At 36.1% G+C, this 19,642-nt stretch carries 9 protein-coding genes and 1 riboswitch; of the genes, 4 read left to right on the plus strand and 5 right to left on the minus strand.

Annotated features, from left to right (window positions below):
* Positions 1-128: 128 nt before the first annotated feature.
* Positions 129-227: riboswitch (SAM riboswitch) on the plus strand.
* An 83-nt stretch (positions 228-310) separates the two neighbouring features.
* A complete protein-coding gene (locus tag FW781_RS12300) occupies positions 311-3,244 on the plus strand; it encodes a SusC/RagA family TonB-linked outer membrane protein (RefSeq protein ID WP_149387704.1) in 2,934 nt (977 codons plus the stop codon).
* A 17-nt stretch (positions 3,245-3,261) separates the two neighbouring features.
* A complete protein-coding gene (locus FW781_RS12305) occupies positions 3,262-4,755 on the plus strand; it encodes a RagB/SusD family nutrient uptake outer membrane protein (RefSeq protein ID WP_149387705.1) in 1,494 nt (497 codons plus the stop codon).
* A 958-nt stretch (positions 4,756-5,713) separates the two neighbouring features.
* Here FW781_RS12305 and FW781_RS12310 read toward each other — a convergent pair.
* From FW781_RS12310 to FW781_RS12330, 5 genes are read right to left on the minus strand one after another with little or no spacing between them, the layout of a single operon-like run.
* Entirely contained in the window at positions 5,714-6,034 is a 321-nt protein-coding gene (locus FW781_RS12310; protein ID WP_149387706.1) for a hypothetical protein, read from the minus strand.
* A gap of 13 nt (positions 6,035-6,047) precedes the next feature.
* Positions 6,048-6,386: a DUF1493 family protein gene (locus FW781_RS12315; protein WP_149387707.1), complete on the minus strand. Its 339-nt coding sequence runs from the start codon at positions 6,384-6,386 to the stop codon at positions 6,048-6,050.
* Positions 6,386-13,081, minus strand: a complete 6,696-nt coding sequence (locus tag FW781_RS12320; RefSeq protein WP_149387708.1) for an RHS repeat-associated core domain-containing protein — start codon at positions 13,079-13,081, stop codon at positions 6,386-6,388. Before FW781_RS12320 ends, FW781_RS12315 begins: the two co-directional genes overlap by 1 nt.
* 5 nt (positions 13,082-13,086) lie before the next feature.
* Entirely contained in the window at positions 13,087-13,554 is a 468-nt protein-coding gene (locus FW781_RS12325) for a hypothetical protein (RefSeq protein ID WP_172625717.1), read from the minus strand.
* Between the two features lie 6 nt (positions 13,555-13,560).
* A complete protein-coding gene (locus tag FW781_RS12330; RefSeq protein ID WP_149387709.1) occupies positions 13,561-14,415 on the minus strand; it encodes a cell wall anchor protein in 855 nt (284 codons plus the stop codon).
* A 336-nt stretch (positions 14,416-14,751) separates the two neighbouring features.
* On the opposite strand from FW781_RS12330, the gene FW781_RS12335 reads away from it, so the two are divergent.
* A complete protein-coding gene (locus FW781_RS12335; RefSeq protein WP_149387710.1) occupies positions 14,752-15,075 on the plus strand; it encodes a DUF6660 family protein in 324 nt (107 codons plus the stop codon).
* Positions 15,076-15,220: 145 nt separating this feature from the next.
* A complete protein-coding gene (locus tag FW781_RS12340; protein ID WP_149387711.1) occupies positions 15,221-19,582 on the plus strand; it encodes a CusA/CzcA family heavy metal efflux RND transporter in 4,362 nt (1,453 codons plus the stop codon).
* The last annotated feature ends 60 nt before the right edge of the window (positions 19,583-19,642 follow it).

The following is a 19,642-nucleotide window of genomic DNA, read 5'->3' on the forward strand; positions in this document are numbered from 1 at the left end:
TTATAATCCCTTGCAGTAATGGGTTTTATTAAAATCTTATGTTAATTTTTGAAAATTTATCATGAAAAACAACAAGTCTACTTGTTTTGTAGACTAAAAGTTTTTAGCTTTGCATCCATATTTCGATCGGCTTATAAAGAAAGATGGAGGGAACTGACCCTATGAAATCTTAACAACCTACCTGACGGGCAAGGTGTTACGTTCAGCCTTTTAAGGAAAAATAAGCATTGGGTTTATCGTATTTATCGATGCCCTTTGCTGACTTTTCTGCAAAGGGCAAAATTTTAATATATGATAAATGAAATTGATTATGATTAGTAAAAATTTATTTACTTCTAAGGCTTGGATACCTCCGGTTGCAGCATTTTTTCTAGGCGTGACCAGTGTGAGTGCACAGAATTCCAAGCCGAAAAAAGACAGCCTTCATGAAAAAGAGATTGATGAAGTTGTAGTCGTAGCCTATGGAAAAGCTAAAAGAAACAGTTATACAGGTTCCGTTGCTACAATTTCCAGCGATAAGATTAATAACAGGCCTGTAACGAATATTACAAAGGCATTGGAAGGACAGGTTGCAGGGATTCAAACGACGAGTGCATCAGGACAGCCAGGAGCGGTTTCTACCATTCGGATCAGAGGGATTGGTTCTATAAGTGCTTCCAGTGATCCTTTATACGTAGTAGACGGAATCCCTTTTGACGGAAACCTAAATTCTATCAGTCCAAGTGATATTGAATCTATCAGTGTTTTGAAAGATGCTACGGCCAGTGCGTTGTATGGATCAAGAGGAGCAAACGGGATTATCATCATTACTACAAAATCAGGTAAGAAAGGAGAAGCAAAAGTTAACTTTAATATCAGTCAGGGATTCTCCGGAAGAGCCGTAAAAGATTACGAACAGGTCAATACAGACCAATATTTTCAATTATATTGGGAAGCATTAAGAAACGGATATCAGTCCGGGAAAGTGTCTTCTCAGCAGGCTGCGCAGATGGCAACAGATAATCTTGTTTCTACACTTGGAATCAATCCCTATGGAACAGCTTATCCAAAACCGGTAGGAACCGATGGAAAACTATTACCCGGAGCATCGCCACTTTGGAATGACGACTGGAGAGATATTTTGCAGAGAGTTGCTTCAAGAAATCAAGTAGATCTTGATATCAGCGGCGGAAGCGAAAAAAGTAATTATTTCTTCTCATTGGGTTATCTGGATGATAAGGGAATGGCTATTGAATCAGGATATAAAAGATACAATACCAGATTAAAGATCAATTCTGAAGTAAAAAAGTGGCTGAATGTCGGGGTAAACTTAAGCTATACAAACAGTATTCAGCAGGCACCCACTTCTTCAGATTCCAATTCAAGTAATATCATCAATGCGGCAAGATTCATTCCTTCATTCTATCCTTATTATGAAAGAAATGATGACGGAACTTACATTTTGGGTGCTGATGGAAATCCGATTTATGATTTTGGAAAATACAGACCAACAAGTGCGCTTCAGAATCAGAATGCCGCAGCGACACTGCCATTAGACAAAAACGAAAATAAAGAAGATAACTTTTCAGGGAAAGGATTTATGGAATTTACTTTCTTACCGGAGTTGAAATTCAAGACAAGTTTTTCTGTTGATTTGGTGAATTATAATGGACATTATTACTCAAATCCACTACTTGGACAAGGCGCTGAGATTGGAGGTTCAGTAACGAAAACCAATACCAGAACACTTTCTTATACTACCAGTAATATTTTGACATACGATAAGAAGTTTGGGAAGCACCATGTAAATGCCCTGGCGGGACATGAATTCTATAAATACGATTATCAAACTATTTCAGGAACAAGAAGCCAGTTTTCTCTACCTTATTACTATGAGCCGGATGCGGCTTCTCTACTGGGAAGTTTCAGTGGGAACAGTAATAAATTAAGCTTATTGAGTTTCCTTGGAAAAGTAGAGTATGACTACAATAATACCTACTTCTTGTCTGCATCAGGAAGAGCAGACAGTTCTTCAAGATTTGCAAAGGATAACAGATGGGGAAGATTCTGGTCAGTTGGAGGTTCGTGGAAAATTTCCAATGAAGAATTTGTAAAAAGCCTGAATGTCTTTAATCAGTTGACATTGCGTGCCAGCTATGGAGGACAAGGAAATGATAAACTGCTTAGGCCTAACGGGCAGCCACTTTATTATGCGTATCAGGAGTTGTACAGGTTTATCAGTCTTGGTGGGGAACCGGGGACAACACTTGAAAAAACATCTACCAATAATGTGAAGTGGGAAACGAACCTTAATTTAAATGTAGGATTGGAATTCGCGATTCTGAATAACAGAGTTAAAGGAAATATTGAATACTTCAAAAGAAAAAGCCAGGATCTTCTGTTTAATATGCCGGTTGCACCGTCGTTGGGAATCAGTGATTATCCAGCGAATATCGGAACGATTCAGAATACAGGATTTGAATTTTCATTATTCACAACCCCCATTAAAAATGATAATTTCCAATGGAATGTAGATGTGAATCTGAGTACTTTAAACAATAAAGTTACCAAGTTACCTGGTGGTTCCCTTGTGGTAGGAAGTAAGTTATTAACGGTAGGAGGTTCCGTATATGACTTCTTTATTCCGGAATGGGCTGGGGTAGATCCAAGCAATGGAAAGCCTTTGTGGAAAACGGTTTCTACAGATGCCAGCGGAAATTCAGTAGAAGGAACTACGTCAGAATATTCAAAAGCCACAAAATTGCTGCAAGGTTCTGCATTACCTAAACTGACTGGAGGAATCAGCACGAGCATCAGTTATAAGAATTTTGATTTTTCAGGATTGCTGACATTTAAAATTGGTGGAAAAATTCTGGATACCGACTATACTTCCATCATGCATAACGGCAGTGCCGGCGGACGCGCATGGAGTGCTGAGATGTTGAACAGATGGACTCCGGATAATCCTAATACTGATGTTCCGGGCTTGAGTACTACAACGAATAACTGGACCTCAACGTCTTCCAGATTCTTATACTCCGGAACATATGCGAGGCTTAAAAATGTAAGTTTAGGATATACACTTCCTGAAGATTATTTTGAGAAAATAGGACTTAAAAAATTCAGAATTTATATTCAGGCAGAAAACCTTTTAACCTTCTATAAACATAAAGGAATGGATCCTGAACAGGCTTTGGATGGAACAACCTATTACAGATATCCGGCAATGAGAACGATCACTTTTGGTCTTCAGGCAACACTTTAACCTTTAAAATTGAAACAATGAAAAAATTAAAATATATATCGTTTGCTCTTATCGGATTTTTGTCGCTGACAAGCTGTGAAAGTGAGCTGGACACTGCTCCGACTGATCAGGCTAACAGCGTGGAGGTTTTCAAAACAGCTGAAAGTGCCGAAACGGTGGTGAACGGTACCTGGGCAAAATTTAACAATGACGGAACAACCTATGCTAATATTGGGTATTCCACTGTTTTACGAGCCAGTGATGCAATGGGAAGTGATGTGGCGGTACTAACTAATAAATACGGTTTTGCTTCTACCTATGCTTTTACAGAAATGGTGAACAGTACGGCAAGCAGGCCTTTATTTATCTGGACCATGTTATATTCTACCATCAATAATATGAATAATGTTATTACAAGAATTGACGGGACAGAAGGAAGTCAGGAGAAAAAGAATCAGGTGAAAGGGCAGGCAAAAGCATTACGTGCTTTCTGTTATCTGAATCTTGCCAGCTTTTATCAGTTCAGCTATCTGAAAGATAAGTCAGCATTGACAGCTCCAATTTATACTGAACCTTCTACAACAAGTACAGTAGGGAAGAAGAGAGCAAGTCTTGAAGAGATTTATACTTTAATTAAGAGTGATCTTACCGATGCAGATAACCTGTTGAAAAATTATACAAGAAATAATAAAGATAAGATCAATCGTGCCGTAGTGAATGGGCTTTTGGCCAGAACCTACTTAAATACCGGTGAATGGAGTAAAGCCGCTGCTTCTGCAAAAATAGCAAGAGAAGGTTTTTCTCTGATGGCTCCGGAAAAATATAAGGATGGCTTCAATGACATCAACAATGCAGAATGGATCTGGGGACATGGGCAGACGCAGGAACAATCTGATGCAAGTTATGCATTCCATTATCTGGATGTATCTTCATCGGGAAGCTATTATTACAGCTTTATGGCGGACCCTTATTTTAAAGATCTTTTTGACGCCAATGACATCAGATCCCAGTTGTTTTCATGGGATGGGCAGAAAGGAAGGGAAGGATTGCTGAGATATGCTAAGTTTAAATTTAAACCAACCCTTATTGCAGATATTGTCTACATGAGAGCTGCAGAAATGTATCTGATTGAAGCTGAATCTGAAGCCAGAAACGGAAATGTGCCTCAGGCAGTAGCTGTTTTGAACCAGTTGAAATCTGCCAGAAATGCCAATATTTATAGTGGTTCATTATCACAGAATGATGTGGTAGCAGCAGTTTTAATTGAAAGAAGAAAAGAATTATTTGGAGAAGGTTTCTCCCTTTCAGATATTATCAGAACGCAGGGAACGGTAGTAAGGAAACCGTTTGTAGATGCTGATGGTAAACCGATAAAAGTTCAGATTACTACACCAGAAGGAACCGTGAAAACAGTAGATGGTAGGGGACATTCTGTTCTCGATTTTCCGGATAAATCTGCTTTCACTCCAAATAGCAATTATTATTTATTCAGTATTCCACAAAGGGAATCTGAAAATAACCCAAACTTATAAGAGGACATACTTATAATTAGATTTGATTTTTAGCCACTGCTTTTGCGGTGGCTTTTTTATTAAAAAAACTGTAAGAATGACATTATTCACAATATCTAGAATAGGAATCTAAAAACTTTAATCCATCAAATTTATTGGTAATACTAATTTAAGGTATCATTTCTTTCTTTGATGATATTACAGTATAACTGCATATGAAAAACAAAATCAGAATAGGAATTTTCCTATTCTGATTTAAATATATTAAACTAATCAACCTTTTTCGGGACTAGATAATAAGCTATAACTCGTAGATTACAAATTTATAGTACATTCTATTCAACCAGTAAAAGCTTGATAAGTAAAAAAATAAACAAAGCTACAGGAAACCAGAGGATAAAACCTGTGAGCACGTAAGCTATTTTATATTCAAAGTCATTAAATTTTATGGTATCCAATCTTTTTTTTCTGATAAAGGCAAAAAAGGGTATTGTTAATATAATGAAAAAGGCATATTTCACCAACTTATTATTCATTGAAAATCCCAAAACAGTAGAAATTTTATTGATTATAATAAATACAAAATCTACACTTTGAGGGATTAAAAAAAAAGTATAGAGGGATGTATATATACAAAAAATGAGAATGCTATTCATATAAGCATCGCTATCAGTTTTATTTCGCTTTTTTAAAAACTGATAGATCATAAAAGGTATAAATAAAAAGTATTTCATTTAGTGTGCAAAATTAAACTTTTGGTTATTAATTAATGCCCTTCCCGGATAAATCTGCTTTCACGCCCAATAGCAATTATTATTTATTCAGTATTCCACAAAGAGAATCTGAAAATAACCCGAACTTATAAGAGGACATACTTATAATTAGATTTGATTTTTAGCCACTGCTTTTGCGGTGGTTTTTTAATAAAAACCCGTTGCTAAAAAAGCAACGGGTTTATTTTGAATTATTTAAGGATTACTTATATTCTGGACTTTGTAATAATCGTACTTTTCCCTAGAAATCTTAAAAGAGATGCGATTTTATATAAATCATAATCTATTATCTCTCGCTTTCCATCTAAAACTTTTTGCAAAAATTCCCAATCTTCAATTAAGCTTCCCATTGTTAATTCTTTGGGATTCTTATATGGGTCATATAATTCTTCATCAGTAATATTCCAATACAAGTCACTGTCAAACGCAAAAGAAGTTGAATCATTTAATTTATCTAACTGATTAATTAAAGCCTCAATAAGTTTTTTAATATCTGCTTTTTTTAATTCGGATTTATTATTTTCCATTGGAGCTATTATATTATTCTGGATTAAACCACTCTTTTCTCTTTGCAACTTCTATCATATGAGAAATAGTAATTGGTGGGAGCTTTTTATATTCGGGCTTAATAAATCCAATATTGTGTAAAAAAGCTTTCCATAATGATCCATTTATATATGTAGGGTGAAAGTATGAATCAATGTCTAAAAATCCTTTATTAATATCAAATTTTTTTATAAAATCTTCTAATATAAAAAATGCATCTTCTGATGTAAAATTCTCAGTATTAATAATAGTATTTTTATCAATTTGTTTTAACATTAGATTTTTTTTAAAAAATATTATTACCTCTTTACTGATAGTTTCGTTTGCTTCCATTATTTAATTTTATTATAAACTGAATGGCCTCCATGTCCAATCATTCCTGTTCCTATAATAGGAGAATTTCTTCCCAAGAAAGTACCTAATGTTTTTGCTGGTTTATATAATGTAGGCCAGCTTTTTACACTGTAATTTAACCCCGCATTTCTAAGGTGTTTAGTGAAGAAAACAGAAGATTGAAGTGTAGTGCTAGAGGCATTTCCTACTTTCATCATTCTAAACCCTGTAGTTGATAATTTAGGTACAGAAGAAATCCCCATTTTTATTAAACTATATCCTGCCTTTATCTCACCTATCGAAACTGCTGTACTAACTATGTCAAAACTTGGATCATACAAAGTTGGACTTTGCAACTGGTTGTGTGCTCTATATCCATAGCCTTCATGGTTTCCATATGGACCATAAGTGTGTTTTACTTCTGTGCTTGCTAGTATAGCATAAACATCTTCTCCTCCAAGTTGAGTTTTTCGTAGAATGTAGTCTGTCTTATCACCACCAACATTATTTATTTTCTTTCCATTTTCGTCGTAACCATTGTCAGGACTTTCTTCAATAACTGTACTTTCCTTATGCGCAAGAAAATTAAAAGCTGTAACCATAAGTCCTTGTCCGGCCCCTACCCAGAAGTTACCACCTCCTAATACAGAACCAACACCTCCACTAACAGCGCCGTTAAGTAAGGCAAAACCATCACTTTTTAAAATGCTGTTATCTCCTACATGATTTGAAGCAAAATTAAGTAAATCATTAGAAACACTTGCAAAAGCTCCGCTTAATAATCCACTCCAGAAATTTCCTCCTTGTACAAGAGATAATGTGCCCTGTGCTATTGCATGGGCCCCAGCTCTGGCGATAATAGTTCCTGTTTTTCCGAGGGCATTTGCGACTTCACCTCCCGCTTTGAAAATATCTCCAATACCATTGCTGATACCCATGGACATCATAGACATTGCGACAGATTGGAACATGCTGCCAATATTAATTGGCCTGTTTAAATAATAATCTGTAGCTACAGAAGTAAATATAGCAATTCCTATAGCAATAAGGGCATCATCCCATCCCATGATCTCTCCGGTAAAGTCATTAAACATCAATGGGTTGTTCATTACATACCCGTATTTGTTGTAGTTTTGGGTATTATAAGGATCCTGAATAAATTCATCGGCATTTAAGAATCTTCTCAATAACGGGTCGTAAAGTCTTCCATTCATGTGAATGATTCCTACTTCCATAAAATGCTCATGAGAAGTATACCCTCTTTCCAATAGCAGACCTCCATTGTTTACAATTTCTTTTATTTTGTTAATGTTAGTTTCTACTGCTCCGCTTCCTATTTGAAGATGGGTGAAATTCCCCCATGCATCAAAATGTCTTTGTTCTAATTTATTTCCGCCTTCATCACTTATTGCTAAGATGCTGCCTAAATAATCTTTGTGAAGGAACTTATAGGATCCGTTTTCCTCCGTATAGTTCTTTACGTAAATAATGTTGCTTTCATAAGGAGAACCGTCAATATAAAGGATGTGTTTCTCTTTACCTGTGGTATTATCTCTTACGATTTCATAGCTGCCATCTTCATTGTAATATTTTGTAAACTTTCCATCTTTATCCGTATCAAAATTTCCACCATAAGTTACTCTTTGTCTCATCGAGGCCAAACCATACTGGAAGGCTACATCTCCTTTCTCTCCATCAATAAAAACAGGATCATTATTTTCATTATAAGAAATGCTTTGGATAAGGTCATTCTGATAATTTTGTTCTCCGGCAGGATTCAGGGTCATCCCGGTTGCCTGATAAATTTTGTTAGAATTTTCAAATTTAATTTTTCCAATCTGATTATTTTCCAGGATTCTCCCTTTGCTGTCATAGACGTTAGAGTTTTCCTGTCCGTTTGTAGGATTTGTCCATGAGATTAATCTATTGTTGTCATCATATTTGAAAAGCTCATTGATATTGAAATCTCCTCCTGTAATTCTACTGTCAAGTTGGTTTTTTAATGCATCAAACTGATATTTGATATGTAAAAGATTAGACTTAACAGGTGACCCATGTTTGATTTCCTTTAGGACATTAGTGGTAAGATCATAATCATTAATAATTTCTGTTGTTCCCAGTTTGGATTTTAATACCTGGCCTTTTGCATTGATTTCGTTCAGCTGCCAAAGTATTTTACCGGAATTTTTATCCTTTATCTGATAAAGTTCACCACTCCAGTCGCTGTAAATATTTTCAATGTTTACTTTTGTCAGAATACCTGAAGAATACAGTTGTTTTTCATAAGAAACAACTCTTGCCTTGTCGTCATAAACAATTCCTTTCTGTATAAAATATTTACCGTTACTGCTTTCTGATGATGAAAGTAGTCTTCCTTGTGGATCATATACAATACTGGAACTGTAATTTTTCCCGTTTGAGGTACCGGACTTTGAAATAAGTCTTCCCTTGTTGTCATAACTATAAGAAATAACTTTATTAGTAGCCTGGCCGCCATCTGTAGTTGAAATTTCCTTTTGAGAGGTTAGCTGTCTTTGATTGTTATAGGTATATTCTTTTGTTCCCTTTGGACTTGTAACTTTTTTAAGTTGGCCCATCCCATGATACTCATATTTGTATAATCCGTTGGAAGGATCATTAAATTCTGATTTTCTACCCCATGTGTCATACTTGGTAGTAACAATATTCTCATTATATTTAGCTTGAATCTGTTCTCCAGCGGCATTATATGAAAATTGGATTGTTCCTCCTTTATCGGTGGTGGATATAACATTTCCTAAGGCATCGATGGTTTTGGTGGTTATCCTTTTATTTCCGTTAATTTCTTCTTCTGTTGTTGTGTTGCCGGAAACTGAAACTTTTACCTGTTTCCCATTAAATGCTGTTGTTGTTATCCTGGCTGGGAATACTGAGTCATCGAAAGAAATGGTGTTCCATTTATTAGAGCTTTGTCCTTCAAAATAAGGTTCGCTTTCAGCTGTTTTTCTTCCCAGTACATCATATACAATGTCATGAGAAATATATTGTCCCTGCTTAAACGCTTTAGAAGATTCTTTATAATCCTGTCCCCATTTGTTGGTGTATTTTTTTGAAATATTTCCACTAGGGTCATATTCTATAACAGCCGAATTATATAAGTTATCTTTTACATATTCATAGGTGGTAACTCCGGAGATATTTGTTTTGGATTTCATTAATTTACCCCATGCGTCATACTCATTTTCTAAAGTGTTCCCCAGAGGATCTGTCTTTTTAGTCACTAATCCCCAGTCATTGTAAAGGGTATTGGTTTCTAATCCCAGGTCATCTGTAGATTTAATAACAAATCTACCTTTATCATCATATTGATAATTGGTAATTTGCTTCTGAGAGTCAACACTATTTAAATTTACTTTCTGAATTACATTTCCAAAATTATCATAATTGTATATTTCAGTTAAAGCCCCTGTATTATCCCTATTACTTATTTTATAGATTTTGAGAAGATTATTGGTGTAAATGTATTCCTCTTTTGTTGATTTGGTGTCACCATAAGCCTTAACAGTTGTTGTTTTGGTCTTAGGCTTTCCTATACTATAAGTGGTTCCTGATGTTGTGTCATGAGGGAAATATTCTAATTCTGACGTAGAAACAGAAAATCCATCATTAATATTTACGGTAGATTTTTTAGGAAGATATAAATTATCATACTCTTCTACAGTATGTACCGTTTTGATGTTCTTTAAAAAGTCTTTTGATGTAGTGATGTACGGATTGATTGCAAGAACAGCCTTAGATTTTTCCGTATCGGGAATTACCGGAACTACAGCTCCGTTCAAAAGTTTATCTATTTTGTAGTCATACTGTTTAAACGATAATAATTGAGTATTGTTCAATGAAATATCTGCAGGGAATATTTTTGATTCATCCGCTGTACGTATACTCCAGTCTTTATAAGGTAATCCTTCGTTGACAGGATTGATTTCAAAGCCGTTCCAAACTTTGGTATTGACTAATGCATCACTGAAAAACGTTGATCTGGCCGTTTGTCTGAAACCAATCATTCCTTTTCCATGAAGGTTTCCAATTAAGTCCCTGTATCTGAATTCCTGTTTACGATCCCCTTGAATCAATCTTGAAACAACAAAATAACTATAGTTTTCGGTGATGTTGATGTAAGGGTATGCAATCGGATTCGTAGTATAGAATGACTGATAGATGTTTCCTGAATTTGTTAAAGAAGAATATTCTACAACGGTTTTTATTCCGGCCTGACGTATTGACTTAATTTTGGAAATTACATTAAGTTTGCTTCCCAAATCCCAGGTAATCATTTTCGTTCTATGGATAATGGCAAAATCAGTATTGAGCTGGGCTATACGAAACGACCCGAATAGAGGTCTGAATTGCTCGCCATACATAGAATAATTGCCTATTTCTCCATCCCAGTTTAATTCTACTGGAGCAAGACTGTGAGCATTATTAAATATAGGTTTACCATTACTGTCAACACCATCATTTCTCAGGAAATTAAAGCCATAACTGGAATCAGGATTGTTCCAATCGGTCCAGCCGTCTCGGTTCCACCTTTGGGATTCAAAAATTAAGAGATCACTTTTTCCATCTTTATTTAAGTCAGAGGTAGTATATGTTCTTTGAATCTGTCTGTTCTTTCTTAAACTTCCCTCCCACCAAGGTTCATATAGGAAAAGATTAGAATAATAGTGTTTTACAAACCCTGCACCTGTAGACAGATACATTCTCCAGTCTGAGGAACCATCAGCGATAGGAGCCATGATATCTGTTTTTCCGTCTCCGTTAAAATCACCCAGATAAATAACATCATTGAAGGATTCTTTTGTAGTGGAAAAGGCCTGTACAAATTTGTTCTGTGTGTTTAATTCATAGATGTAAATATTATTATCCTGAATTTTAAGCAGATTCGATTTACCTTCGCCTTTAAAGTCGGCTATTTTAAATTTTTCAAACTCATCACTGTCTTGTTTTTGCAGAACTCCGGTTCTGGTATTGTAATAGAACGTTTCTGAAAGATACAGTGAATCAAAATATTCAGACCATTCTCCAGGGCCATTTGGATACCCATATGCTACATTTTCAATGCTTAACAGAAAATCTGAAACTCCATCCCCGTCAAAATCAGCCTCTTTGATTTTGCATTTAAGATCATTGTATTCGATGATGAGGTTGTTATACAGTGTTCCTCTGATTTCTGTGAATAGCTGAGGATAGCTGCTTAGATCAATTTTTTTTGAGGATATCAACTCAGCCTTACCATCAATTACTTCATAGGTTCTTATCAAAACATTTTTTTCTTCAAATGAAGTCTGAGAAGTAAAAAATACACTTTTGTTGAGCAGGATATTGTTTTTAATTCCTGTTCCAACACCTAAAAACTTGCCTTGATAGGTTAAATTATAAAACAGCCCCGAATTCTCCAATCGGTTAATCATTAAGGTCTTGTCCTTTATGAAGTCCAGTTTTCCGTCCCCGTTAAAATCTCCGGAAATAACCTCCTGATAACGGTCATAAAGGTCATCATATCTGCTGTCTTGCCAAAGAGTATTGGTAGCAGAAGGGTCCTGCTGATACTGAATGTTTATTGGGTTAGCATTTGCCCCGGCAGAATTAGATTCAGTAATTTTACTTAAAAACTGATAGTTTGTTTTATTTTGAATGTACTCAAGTGAATATTTCTTAAACAGATTTCCGTTTGAATTTACTTTGATCTCAGATAAGATCATACTTTGAGTATATGTTAACCCTTTTATGTAGGTTTGTTCTTTTAAAATTCTGTCCGCATAGGTAAACTCAATGGAGTTAAAATGGCTTTTATTCTGCTGTTCATTACCACCCCATGCTATATTATGTATGGTAGTAACTCCTTTTCCCTGTACATAGTTGTAAGAAATATAATTTCCTTGTACATCTTTCCATTTGCTGATATTATATTCAGCTGAAGTTCTTGCATCGGCATTAAGACCATACCATGCTTTTGAACCGTCTTCAAATGTAATTTCAAAATAAAGCGGTCCATTCTGTTCAGGATTTACCCCTACAGATTTTATTTTAATATTAGAATATTTTGCAGGAACATATTCTGCTCCGTCTTTGCCGTATTCACCTGATTTCAAAACTAATCTCTCTCCATTGAAAGAATAATAATCAGTATAATCCCATTGGATTCCCTGAGGTTTCCCATCTTTTTCAATAGTTTTTCCGACTCTGGAAATTGATGTTAATCCGGATAAATTCCAACCATATCCGGCAATTCCATTTCCGGAACTGCTGGTATACACCAGATTTGTTTGGGGGGCTACGGTTTTTATCCCGGGAGGCAGCGCGATAGGTAAGGTGAATTGTAGTTGGCCGCCTCCATTTACCTCTATGTTTCCTTTCGTATCATGGAATTTGATACTATCTATTTCTACGGTTCTGGAAGGATTATTAATACCTGCCTGTGAATTTGTTGGTCCGCCACCCGGATTATCTTTGGAAGGACCTATTTTGGCTATAAATGGATTAGATGAGCTGGAAGACGCGCGAAACCCGGGTGCTAACACCACTGTTTGAGGATCTTGCACCGTTCTTGAGATACTTTCCGCCTGATATAATATGGTCTGTGAAAAGCCCAATACTGAATATAATGACAGTATAAATGATGAAAATAGTTGCATTTTCTTATCGTAAAGTTTCATGATTCTTATCGTTTGGTGATGTTTTTACTAAAAATTCTGCCGTCTTTTAGCGTAAAACGAACAACATACACGCCCCAGTCATAACCTGTCATATTGATTTTAACCTGACGGTTTAAGCCTGGAATATTCTGCTGTTGAAATTTCCAGTGAACTGTACTGTGTTGATACAATGAAACAGATTCTATTAATCCATCTATTTCCTCTGTCCAGTCTATGGTAAGGTAATCATTAACAGGAACCGGATACAGACGTATTTGTTTCAGGAATGCTTTTTCATCAATAACAGGAACTTGTCTAGTAATGGCTGCTACTTTTGATTCTTTTGAAACAATTTCTTCAGCTTTTTTACCGGCAGCATCAATTCCTCTGTATCTTTGGTTTCCGGCCTCATCATATTTGAAATAAACTTCGGTCTGGGAAAAGCCGAAGAACCCTATCATCAGAGATGATAGCGATAATAATTTTCTTTTCATTTGTGTTTATTTTTGTGTTGATAAGAGTAGTTGAACCTGTTGTTCTAACTTTTCAATTTTTACAGATTGAGTCTTTAAAATACTATTTTCATCCTTAAGATTTTTAAGCTGTTCTGCCTGTTGCTTTATTTGTTTATTTTGTTCAATCGAATAAAGAGTTAATTCTTCAATTTTCTCAAGAAGTTTGGAGTTCATTTCAGCAACGTTAATCCCATTTTTGATTACCTCCTCAGCAGTTGGGATATTAGGTAAATGTCCTTTTTCGATAATATGTTTTTCAACATCCTCTAAAGATCTCAATGTGTATTCTTTTTTAAACACATAATCAGCCCATACATTAGCTTTTACCTCAACTTCTTTAGCCTTAATTTTACCATCAAATCTGGCAATGGCATTGTTGAAAAATTTCACCCATGTCCCGTTATGAGCGTCCTGAATACCAAAATATGTGGAGCCATCATTGCCATCATTAGGCTGAGCGACAATGATGTTGTGAGAAACGTCAAGATTCCTTAATACCGTATCTCCTACGCCGCCGCCATAGCAGCCATTGCATGAAGATTTTCCAATTTGAAACCTTCCCAATGAATTAGCAATTTCAAGAAGAGTATTTTCATTACTATAAACTCTCATGGTAGTATACGGATTGATATCTGTATCATTCAATCCAACTCTTAATACTCCGGTTGGAAGTATACGAAATGAAGGGTTATTGTTAGCCTTAAGGATTAACGGTTGATTATCTGTAGTCCCAATAAAATTGTTTGATGAATTGGTACCTGAATTTCCAATGATATTCCAACTTTGTGCGAATGTAAATGATGACACTAACAGTGCAATCGAAAATAATTGTGTTTTCATAATTATTAATTAATTTTTTTTTGTAAAACTATAAATGGAATGCGACAAACGATGTCGTATTAAATATTTTTTTTGCAAATTTATTAAAAATTATGACTTAATATTGTTTTGTTTGGATTGTATTAGTATTTTTTAATAGATAATGTTTTATTTTATGCTGTTTTTAATGAATAGTTTGTTTTATTGTTGTTTTTGTTGTAATAATTGTTCAAATGGTGAATTTTATTAATATAAAGTCAATAAATCAAAAAAGATAAGACAAGAAAATATATTTTTTCCGAGTAAGTTCTAGAGTAGTAGATTTCCATTTTAGAAAAAATCTCTACCTTTGTCACAATGAACCTCTTAAGATGGATACTTGCATTTTATTTCATGGCGCTATCATTAATGCCATGTGAAGACACGTCCCATCCGCTGAATTCAGGAAATAATAAGATCTCATTAAGCATTCATGGAGTTCATTCCACAGAAAAAGGAGATATCTGTTCTCCGCTGTGTGCCTGCAGCTGCTGTCAGATGACGGTTTCAGCATTTAAAATGGATCCTTTATTGGAAATTCCTGAGCAGATTCCTGCCTACTTTTCTAAGAAGATCTTATTTCACAAAAACGACTTTGCTTACCAGATTTACGATCCTATCTGGCAGCCTCCTAAAATTTAATTTTTATTGACTTTTAGAAAGTTATGCTTTCTAATACTTAACTGTGCTTGAAACTTTGCAATACCATTGCAGAGGTTTTCAGGATATTTTTGCTGCAGTATTTTATGCGATATGCATTCATTTCAATAAAAATTAAATATAAATCGTGTTAGATAAAATAATAAAATTCAGTATTAAAAATAAAGTGATCATTGGCTTGATGACCCTGGTACTGATTATCTGGGGAACGTGGAGTGCCACCAGGTTGCCGATAGATGCTGTACCGGATATCACCAACAATCAGGTGCAGATCATTACCGTATGTCCTACATTGGCGGGACAGGAAGTGGAACAGCTGGTTACCTTTCCCATTGAACAGAGTATTGCCAATGTTCCCGATATTCAGGAAACAAGAAGTATTTCAAGATTCGGGCTCTCTGTGATTACAGTGGTGTTCAAGGAAAATGTTGATGTTTACTTTGCGAGACAGCTCATTAATGAACAGCTGAAAAATGCTGTGGAAGAAATTCCAAAAGGAGTAGGAACTCCCGAGCTGGCTCCCGTAAGTACAGGTCTTGGAGAAGTATATCAGTATATTCTTCACCCTAAAAAAGGAAGCGAAAAGAAATACAATGCCAAAGAACTCCAAACCATGCAGGACTGGATCGTCCGAAGACAACTGAACGGAACTCCCGGAGTTGCTGAGATCAACAGTTTCGGAGGTGAATTAAAACAATATGAAGTGGCTATTGATCCCAATCGTTTAAAAGCAATGGGAACAAGCATCACTGAAATATTTACAGCGCTTGAAAAAAACAACCAAAATACAGGAGGAGCTTATATTGATAAAAAACCCAATGCCTATTTCATCCGTGGAATCGGATTGGTGACCTCTCTTGAAGATATTAAAAACATAGCAGTTAAAAATGAAACAGGAAGCGTTCCAATCTTTATAAAAGATGTTGCTGATGTTCGTTTGGGAAGTGCTGTCCGTTACGGAGCATTAACATATGATGGAAAAGTTGATGCGGTAGGTGGAGTAGTCATGATGTTAAAAGGGGCCAACAGTAATGAAGTGGTCAGCAATATCAAGGCAAAAATTCCGACCATACAGAAATCTCTTCCCAATGATGTTATTATAGAACCATTCCTGGACAGAACAGACCTTGTGGACAGAGCGATTAATACCGTACAGAAAAACCTTATTGAAGGAGCGCTAATCGTTATTTTCGTGCTTGTAGTTTTCTTGGGGAATTTAAGAGCCGGACTTATCGTAGCTTCAGCCATTCCGCTTTCCTTACTGTTTGCATTGGGAATGATGAATGTTTTCGGGGTAAGTGCCAACCTGATGAGTCTTGGAGCGATAGATTTCGGATTGATTGTAGATGGTGCCGTAATTATTGTAGAAGCCACGTTACATCATTTGGGAGTAAGGAAATCTGTCCGCGCATTAACGCAGTCTGAGATGGATGAAGAGGTATTCCTTTCAGCATCAAAGATCAGAAGCAGTGCTGCTTTTGGGGAAATCATCATTCTTATTGTATACATTCCGATTCTTACACTGGCCGGAGTAGAAGGAAAAATGTTTACTCCAATGGCAAAAACAGTAGGATTTGCCATTCTGGGTGCCCTGATCTTATCTCTAACGTATATTCCAATGATGAGCGCCTTATTTTTATCTAAGAAAATATCGCATAAAGAAACGTTCTCCGATAAAATGATGAACCGTCTGCAAAAGATATATCAACCATTATTAAAAAAAGCCATTAAAATAAAATATATAATCGTTTCAGCCACGGCTGTGGTTTTTCTTATTTCTGCTTTTATTTTTAAAAATATGGGGGGCGAATTTATCCCGCAGCTGCAGGAAGGAGATTATGCATTTCATTGCATTTTACCACAGGGAAGTTCGCTCAGTCAGAGTATAGAAACATCTATGCAGGCATCAAGAATTATTAAACAGTTTGATGAGGTGAAAATGGTTGTCGGGAAAACAGGTTCCGCTGAGGTCCCTACAGATCCAATGCCGCCTGAAGCAACCGATATGATTGTGGTATTGAAACCACAAAGCGAATGGAAAACCAAAAAATCCTATGACGAACTTGCTGATGAGATCAGTGAAAAACTGGAAACAATTCCCGGAGTGTTCTTTGAGAAAAACCAGCCTATCCAGATGCGTTTCAATGAGTTGATGACAGGGATCAGACAGGATGTAGCAGTAAAGATATTTGGGGAAAATCTGGATTCTTTAGCGGTATATGCAGATAAAGTAGGGAAAATCATCCAGACAGTAGACGGAGCTACAGCCCCTCAGATTGAAAGAGTGAGTGGTCTTCCGCAGATTAATGTTCAATATGACAGAACAAGAATCGCTAATTATGGGTTGAATATCGAAGATGTCAACAACGCAGTAAGTACAGCCTTTGCAGGAAAAGCTGCCGGACAGGTTTTTGAAAATGAAAGACGTTTCGATCTCGTAGTCCGTCTGGACAGTCTTCACAGAACCGATATTTCAGATGTGAATAATCTGATGATCACTTCCGGTACCGGAGCACAGATTCCATTGTCACAGGTGGCTAATATAAGTTATAAACTTGGGCCTGCACAGATCAGCCGCGAGCAGGGAAAACGTAGGATTGTTATCGGATTTAATGTAAAAGACCGTGATGTGGAAAGCGTGGTAAAAGATATTCAGGCAAAGCTGGATAAAGTGAAACTGCCTTCCGGATATTACTTTACGTATGGCGGACAGTTTGAAAACCTGCAGGAAGCAAGCAAACGTCTGATGATCGCTGTTCCGGTATCGTTACTTCTGATTTTTATGCTGTTGTATTTTACTTTCCGCTCATTCAAACAGGCTGCATTGATTTTTACAGCGATTCCAATGAGTGCTATTGGAGGTGTATTTGCACTTTTAATAAGAGATATGCCATTCAGTATCAGTGCCGGGATCGGATTTATTGCACTTTTTGGAGTGGCAGTACTGAACGGAATTGTTTTGATCGGAACATTCAACCAGTTAGAAAAAGAGGGTGAAACAGATATTCTGAAAAGAGTATTTGAAGGAACAAAAACCAGATTGAGACCAGTATTAATGACGGCAACAGTGGCTTCATTAGGGTTTTTACCAATGGCCATTTCAACCGGAGCAGGAGCCGAAGTACAGAAACCTCTTGCCACAGTTGTGATTGGTGGTCTGGTAACGGCTACATTCCTTACGCTGTTCGTTTTACCAATGCTGTATATCATTTTTAACACAAAGATTTTGAAAAGAAAAAATAATAACATGGGAATAATAACGACTGTTCTTGTTTTAGGATTCATGATGCTGGGACAAACTTTTAAAGCACAGTCCAGACCCATTTCGGTAGAACAGGCGGTAGAACAGGCAGTCAATAATAACTTAACCTTGCAGTCAAAAGATTTAAGCATTAAATCTGCTGAAGCATTAAGGGCAACAGCGAAAGAACTTCCTAAATTAAGCTTTGAAGCCCAGCTCGGACAATACAACAGTCCAAAGTTTGACCAGTCGTTTGCTATTTCACAAAGTATTCCTTTTCCAACACTTTTTAAAGCAAGAAAAGATTTAATCAACGAGAATATTAAAAGTAAACAGATTGATAAAGAAATCACAGCGAATGAGTTGATAAAACAGGTGCGGACTTATTATTATCAGATTGAATATTTGCAGTATAATAAAGCTCAGCTGACCAGTCTGGATAAATATTATGAGGAATTCATCAGAATTGCAACCGTAAGATTCAAAGCGGGAGATATCAAAAAGATTGAAATCAGTACTGCAGAAACCCAGAAAGGAGAAATTGATCTGCTGCTCAGACAAAATGAAGTATTTCTGAATAATGCCTATAAGAATTTAAAGACCCTGATGAATACGTCAGAAGATCTTGAAGTTCCGTTTAATAAAGATTATGCGCCTTTAAAAGCAGAAAATGTACTCGATAGTGCAGTAGTTGCCAATAATCCTACTGTAAAAGCTTTTTATCAGGAAATGGAGATTGCTGAAAAAAATAAGAAAGTAGAAAAATCCCTTGGGCTGCCTGATTTCAGTTTAGGATATACCAATCAGTCTTTAATAGGTCTTCATACCATCAACGGACAGGAAAATTTTTATAATTCAGGAAAACGTTTTCAGTCGGCAACAGTCGGCGTGGCAATTCCATTGACATTTGGTGCTACGAAAGCAAGAATCCAGGCTTTGGAATACGAAAAACAGGTCGCTGAAACCAATGCTAAAATGCAGCAGAAACAGCTTTCAGCCCAGTTGGAAAATGCTTTCAGCCAGTACCAGCAGGATATTCAGCAGTATGATTATTACACAAGTCAGGCCCTGCCTAATGCTGAGAAAATTGTAAAAGCTGCTCAGCTGGGATATAAAACAGGGGAAATTTCCTATGTAGAATATCTTTTTGCCCTGCAGACTGCTACCAATATTCAGTTGAAATATCTGGAATCTATCCAGCAGGTGAACCAATCTGTAGTTACTATTAATTCAATTATAAATAAATAATATGAAAGCGCTGTTAATAAAATTTTCTACCGGACCAATGACAACAATGGTATACAGCAT

This window comes from Chryseobacterium panacisoli (genome assembly GCF_008274625.1).
In the GTDB taxonomy this organism is placed as follows: Bacteria; Bacteroidota; Bacteroidia; order Flavobacteriales; family Weeksellaceae; genus Chryseobacterium; species Chryseobacterium panacisoli.

Excerpts from the sequence above, each read along its gene's own strand:
- FW781_RS12330 (WP_149387709.1), bottom strand. The coding sequence starts at position 14,415 with ATGAAAACACAATTATTTTCGATTGCACTGTTAGTGTCATCATTTACA.
- FW781_RS12305 (WP_149387705.1), top strand. The coding sequence starts at position 3,262 with ATGAAAAAATTAAAATATATATCGTTTGCTCTTATCGGATTTTTGTCG.
- FW781_RS12310 (WP_149387706.1), bottom strand. The coding sequence starts at position 6,034 with ATGGAAAATAATAAATCCGAATTAAAAAAAGCAGATATTAAAAAACTT.
- FW781_RS12300 (WP_149387704.1), top strand. The coding sequence starts at position 311 with ATGATTAGTAAAAATTTATTTACTTCTAAGGCTTGGATACCTCCGGTT.
- FW781_RS12335 (WP_149387710.1), top strand. The coding sequence starts at position 14,752 with ATGAACCTCTTAAGATGGATACTTGCATTTTATTTCATGGCGCTATCA.
- FW781_RS12320 (WP_149387708.1), bottom strand. The coding sequence starts at position 13,081 with ATGAAACTTTACGATAAGAAAATGCAACTATTTTCATCATTTATACTG.
- FW781_RS12325 (WP_172625717.1), bottom strand. The coding sequence starts at position 13,554 with ATGAAAAGAAAATTATTATCGCTATCATCTCTGATGATAGGGTTCTTC.
- FW781_RS12315 (WP_149387707.1), bottom strand. The coding sequence starts at position 6,386 with ATGGAAGCAAACGAAACTATCAGTAAAGAGGTAATAATATTTTTTAAA.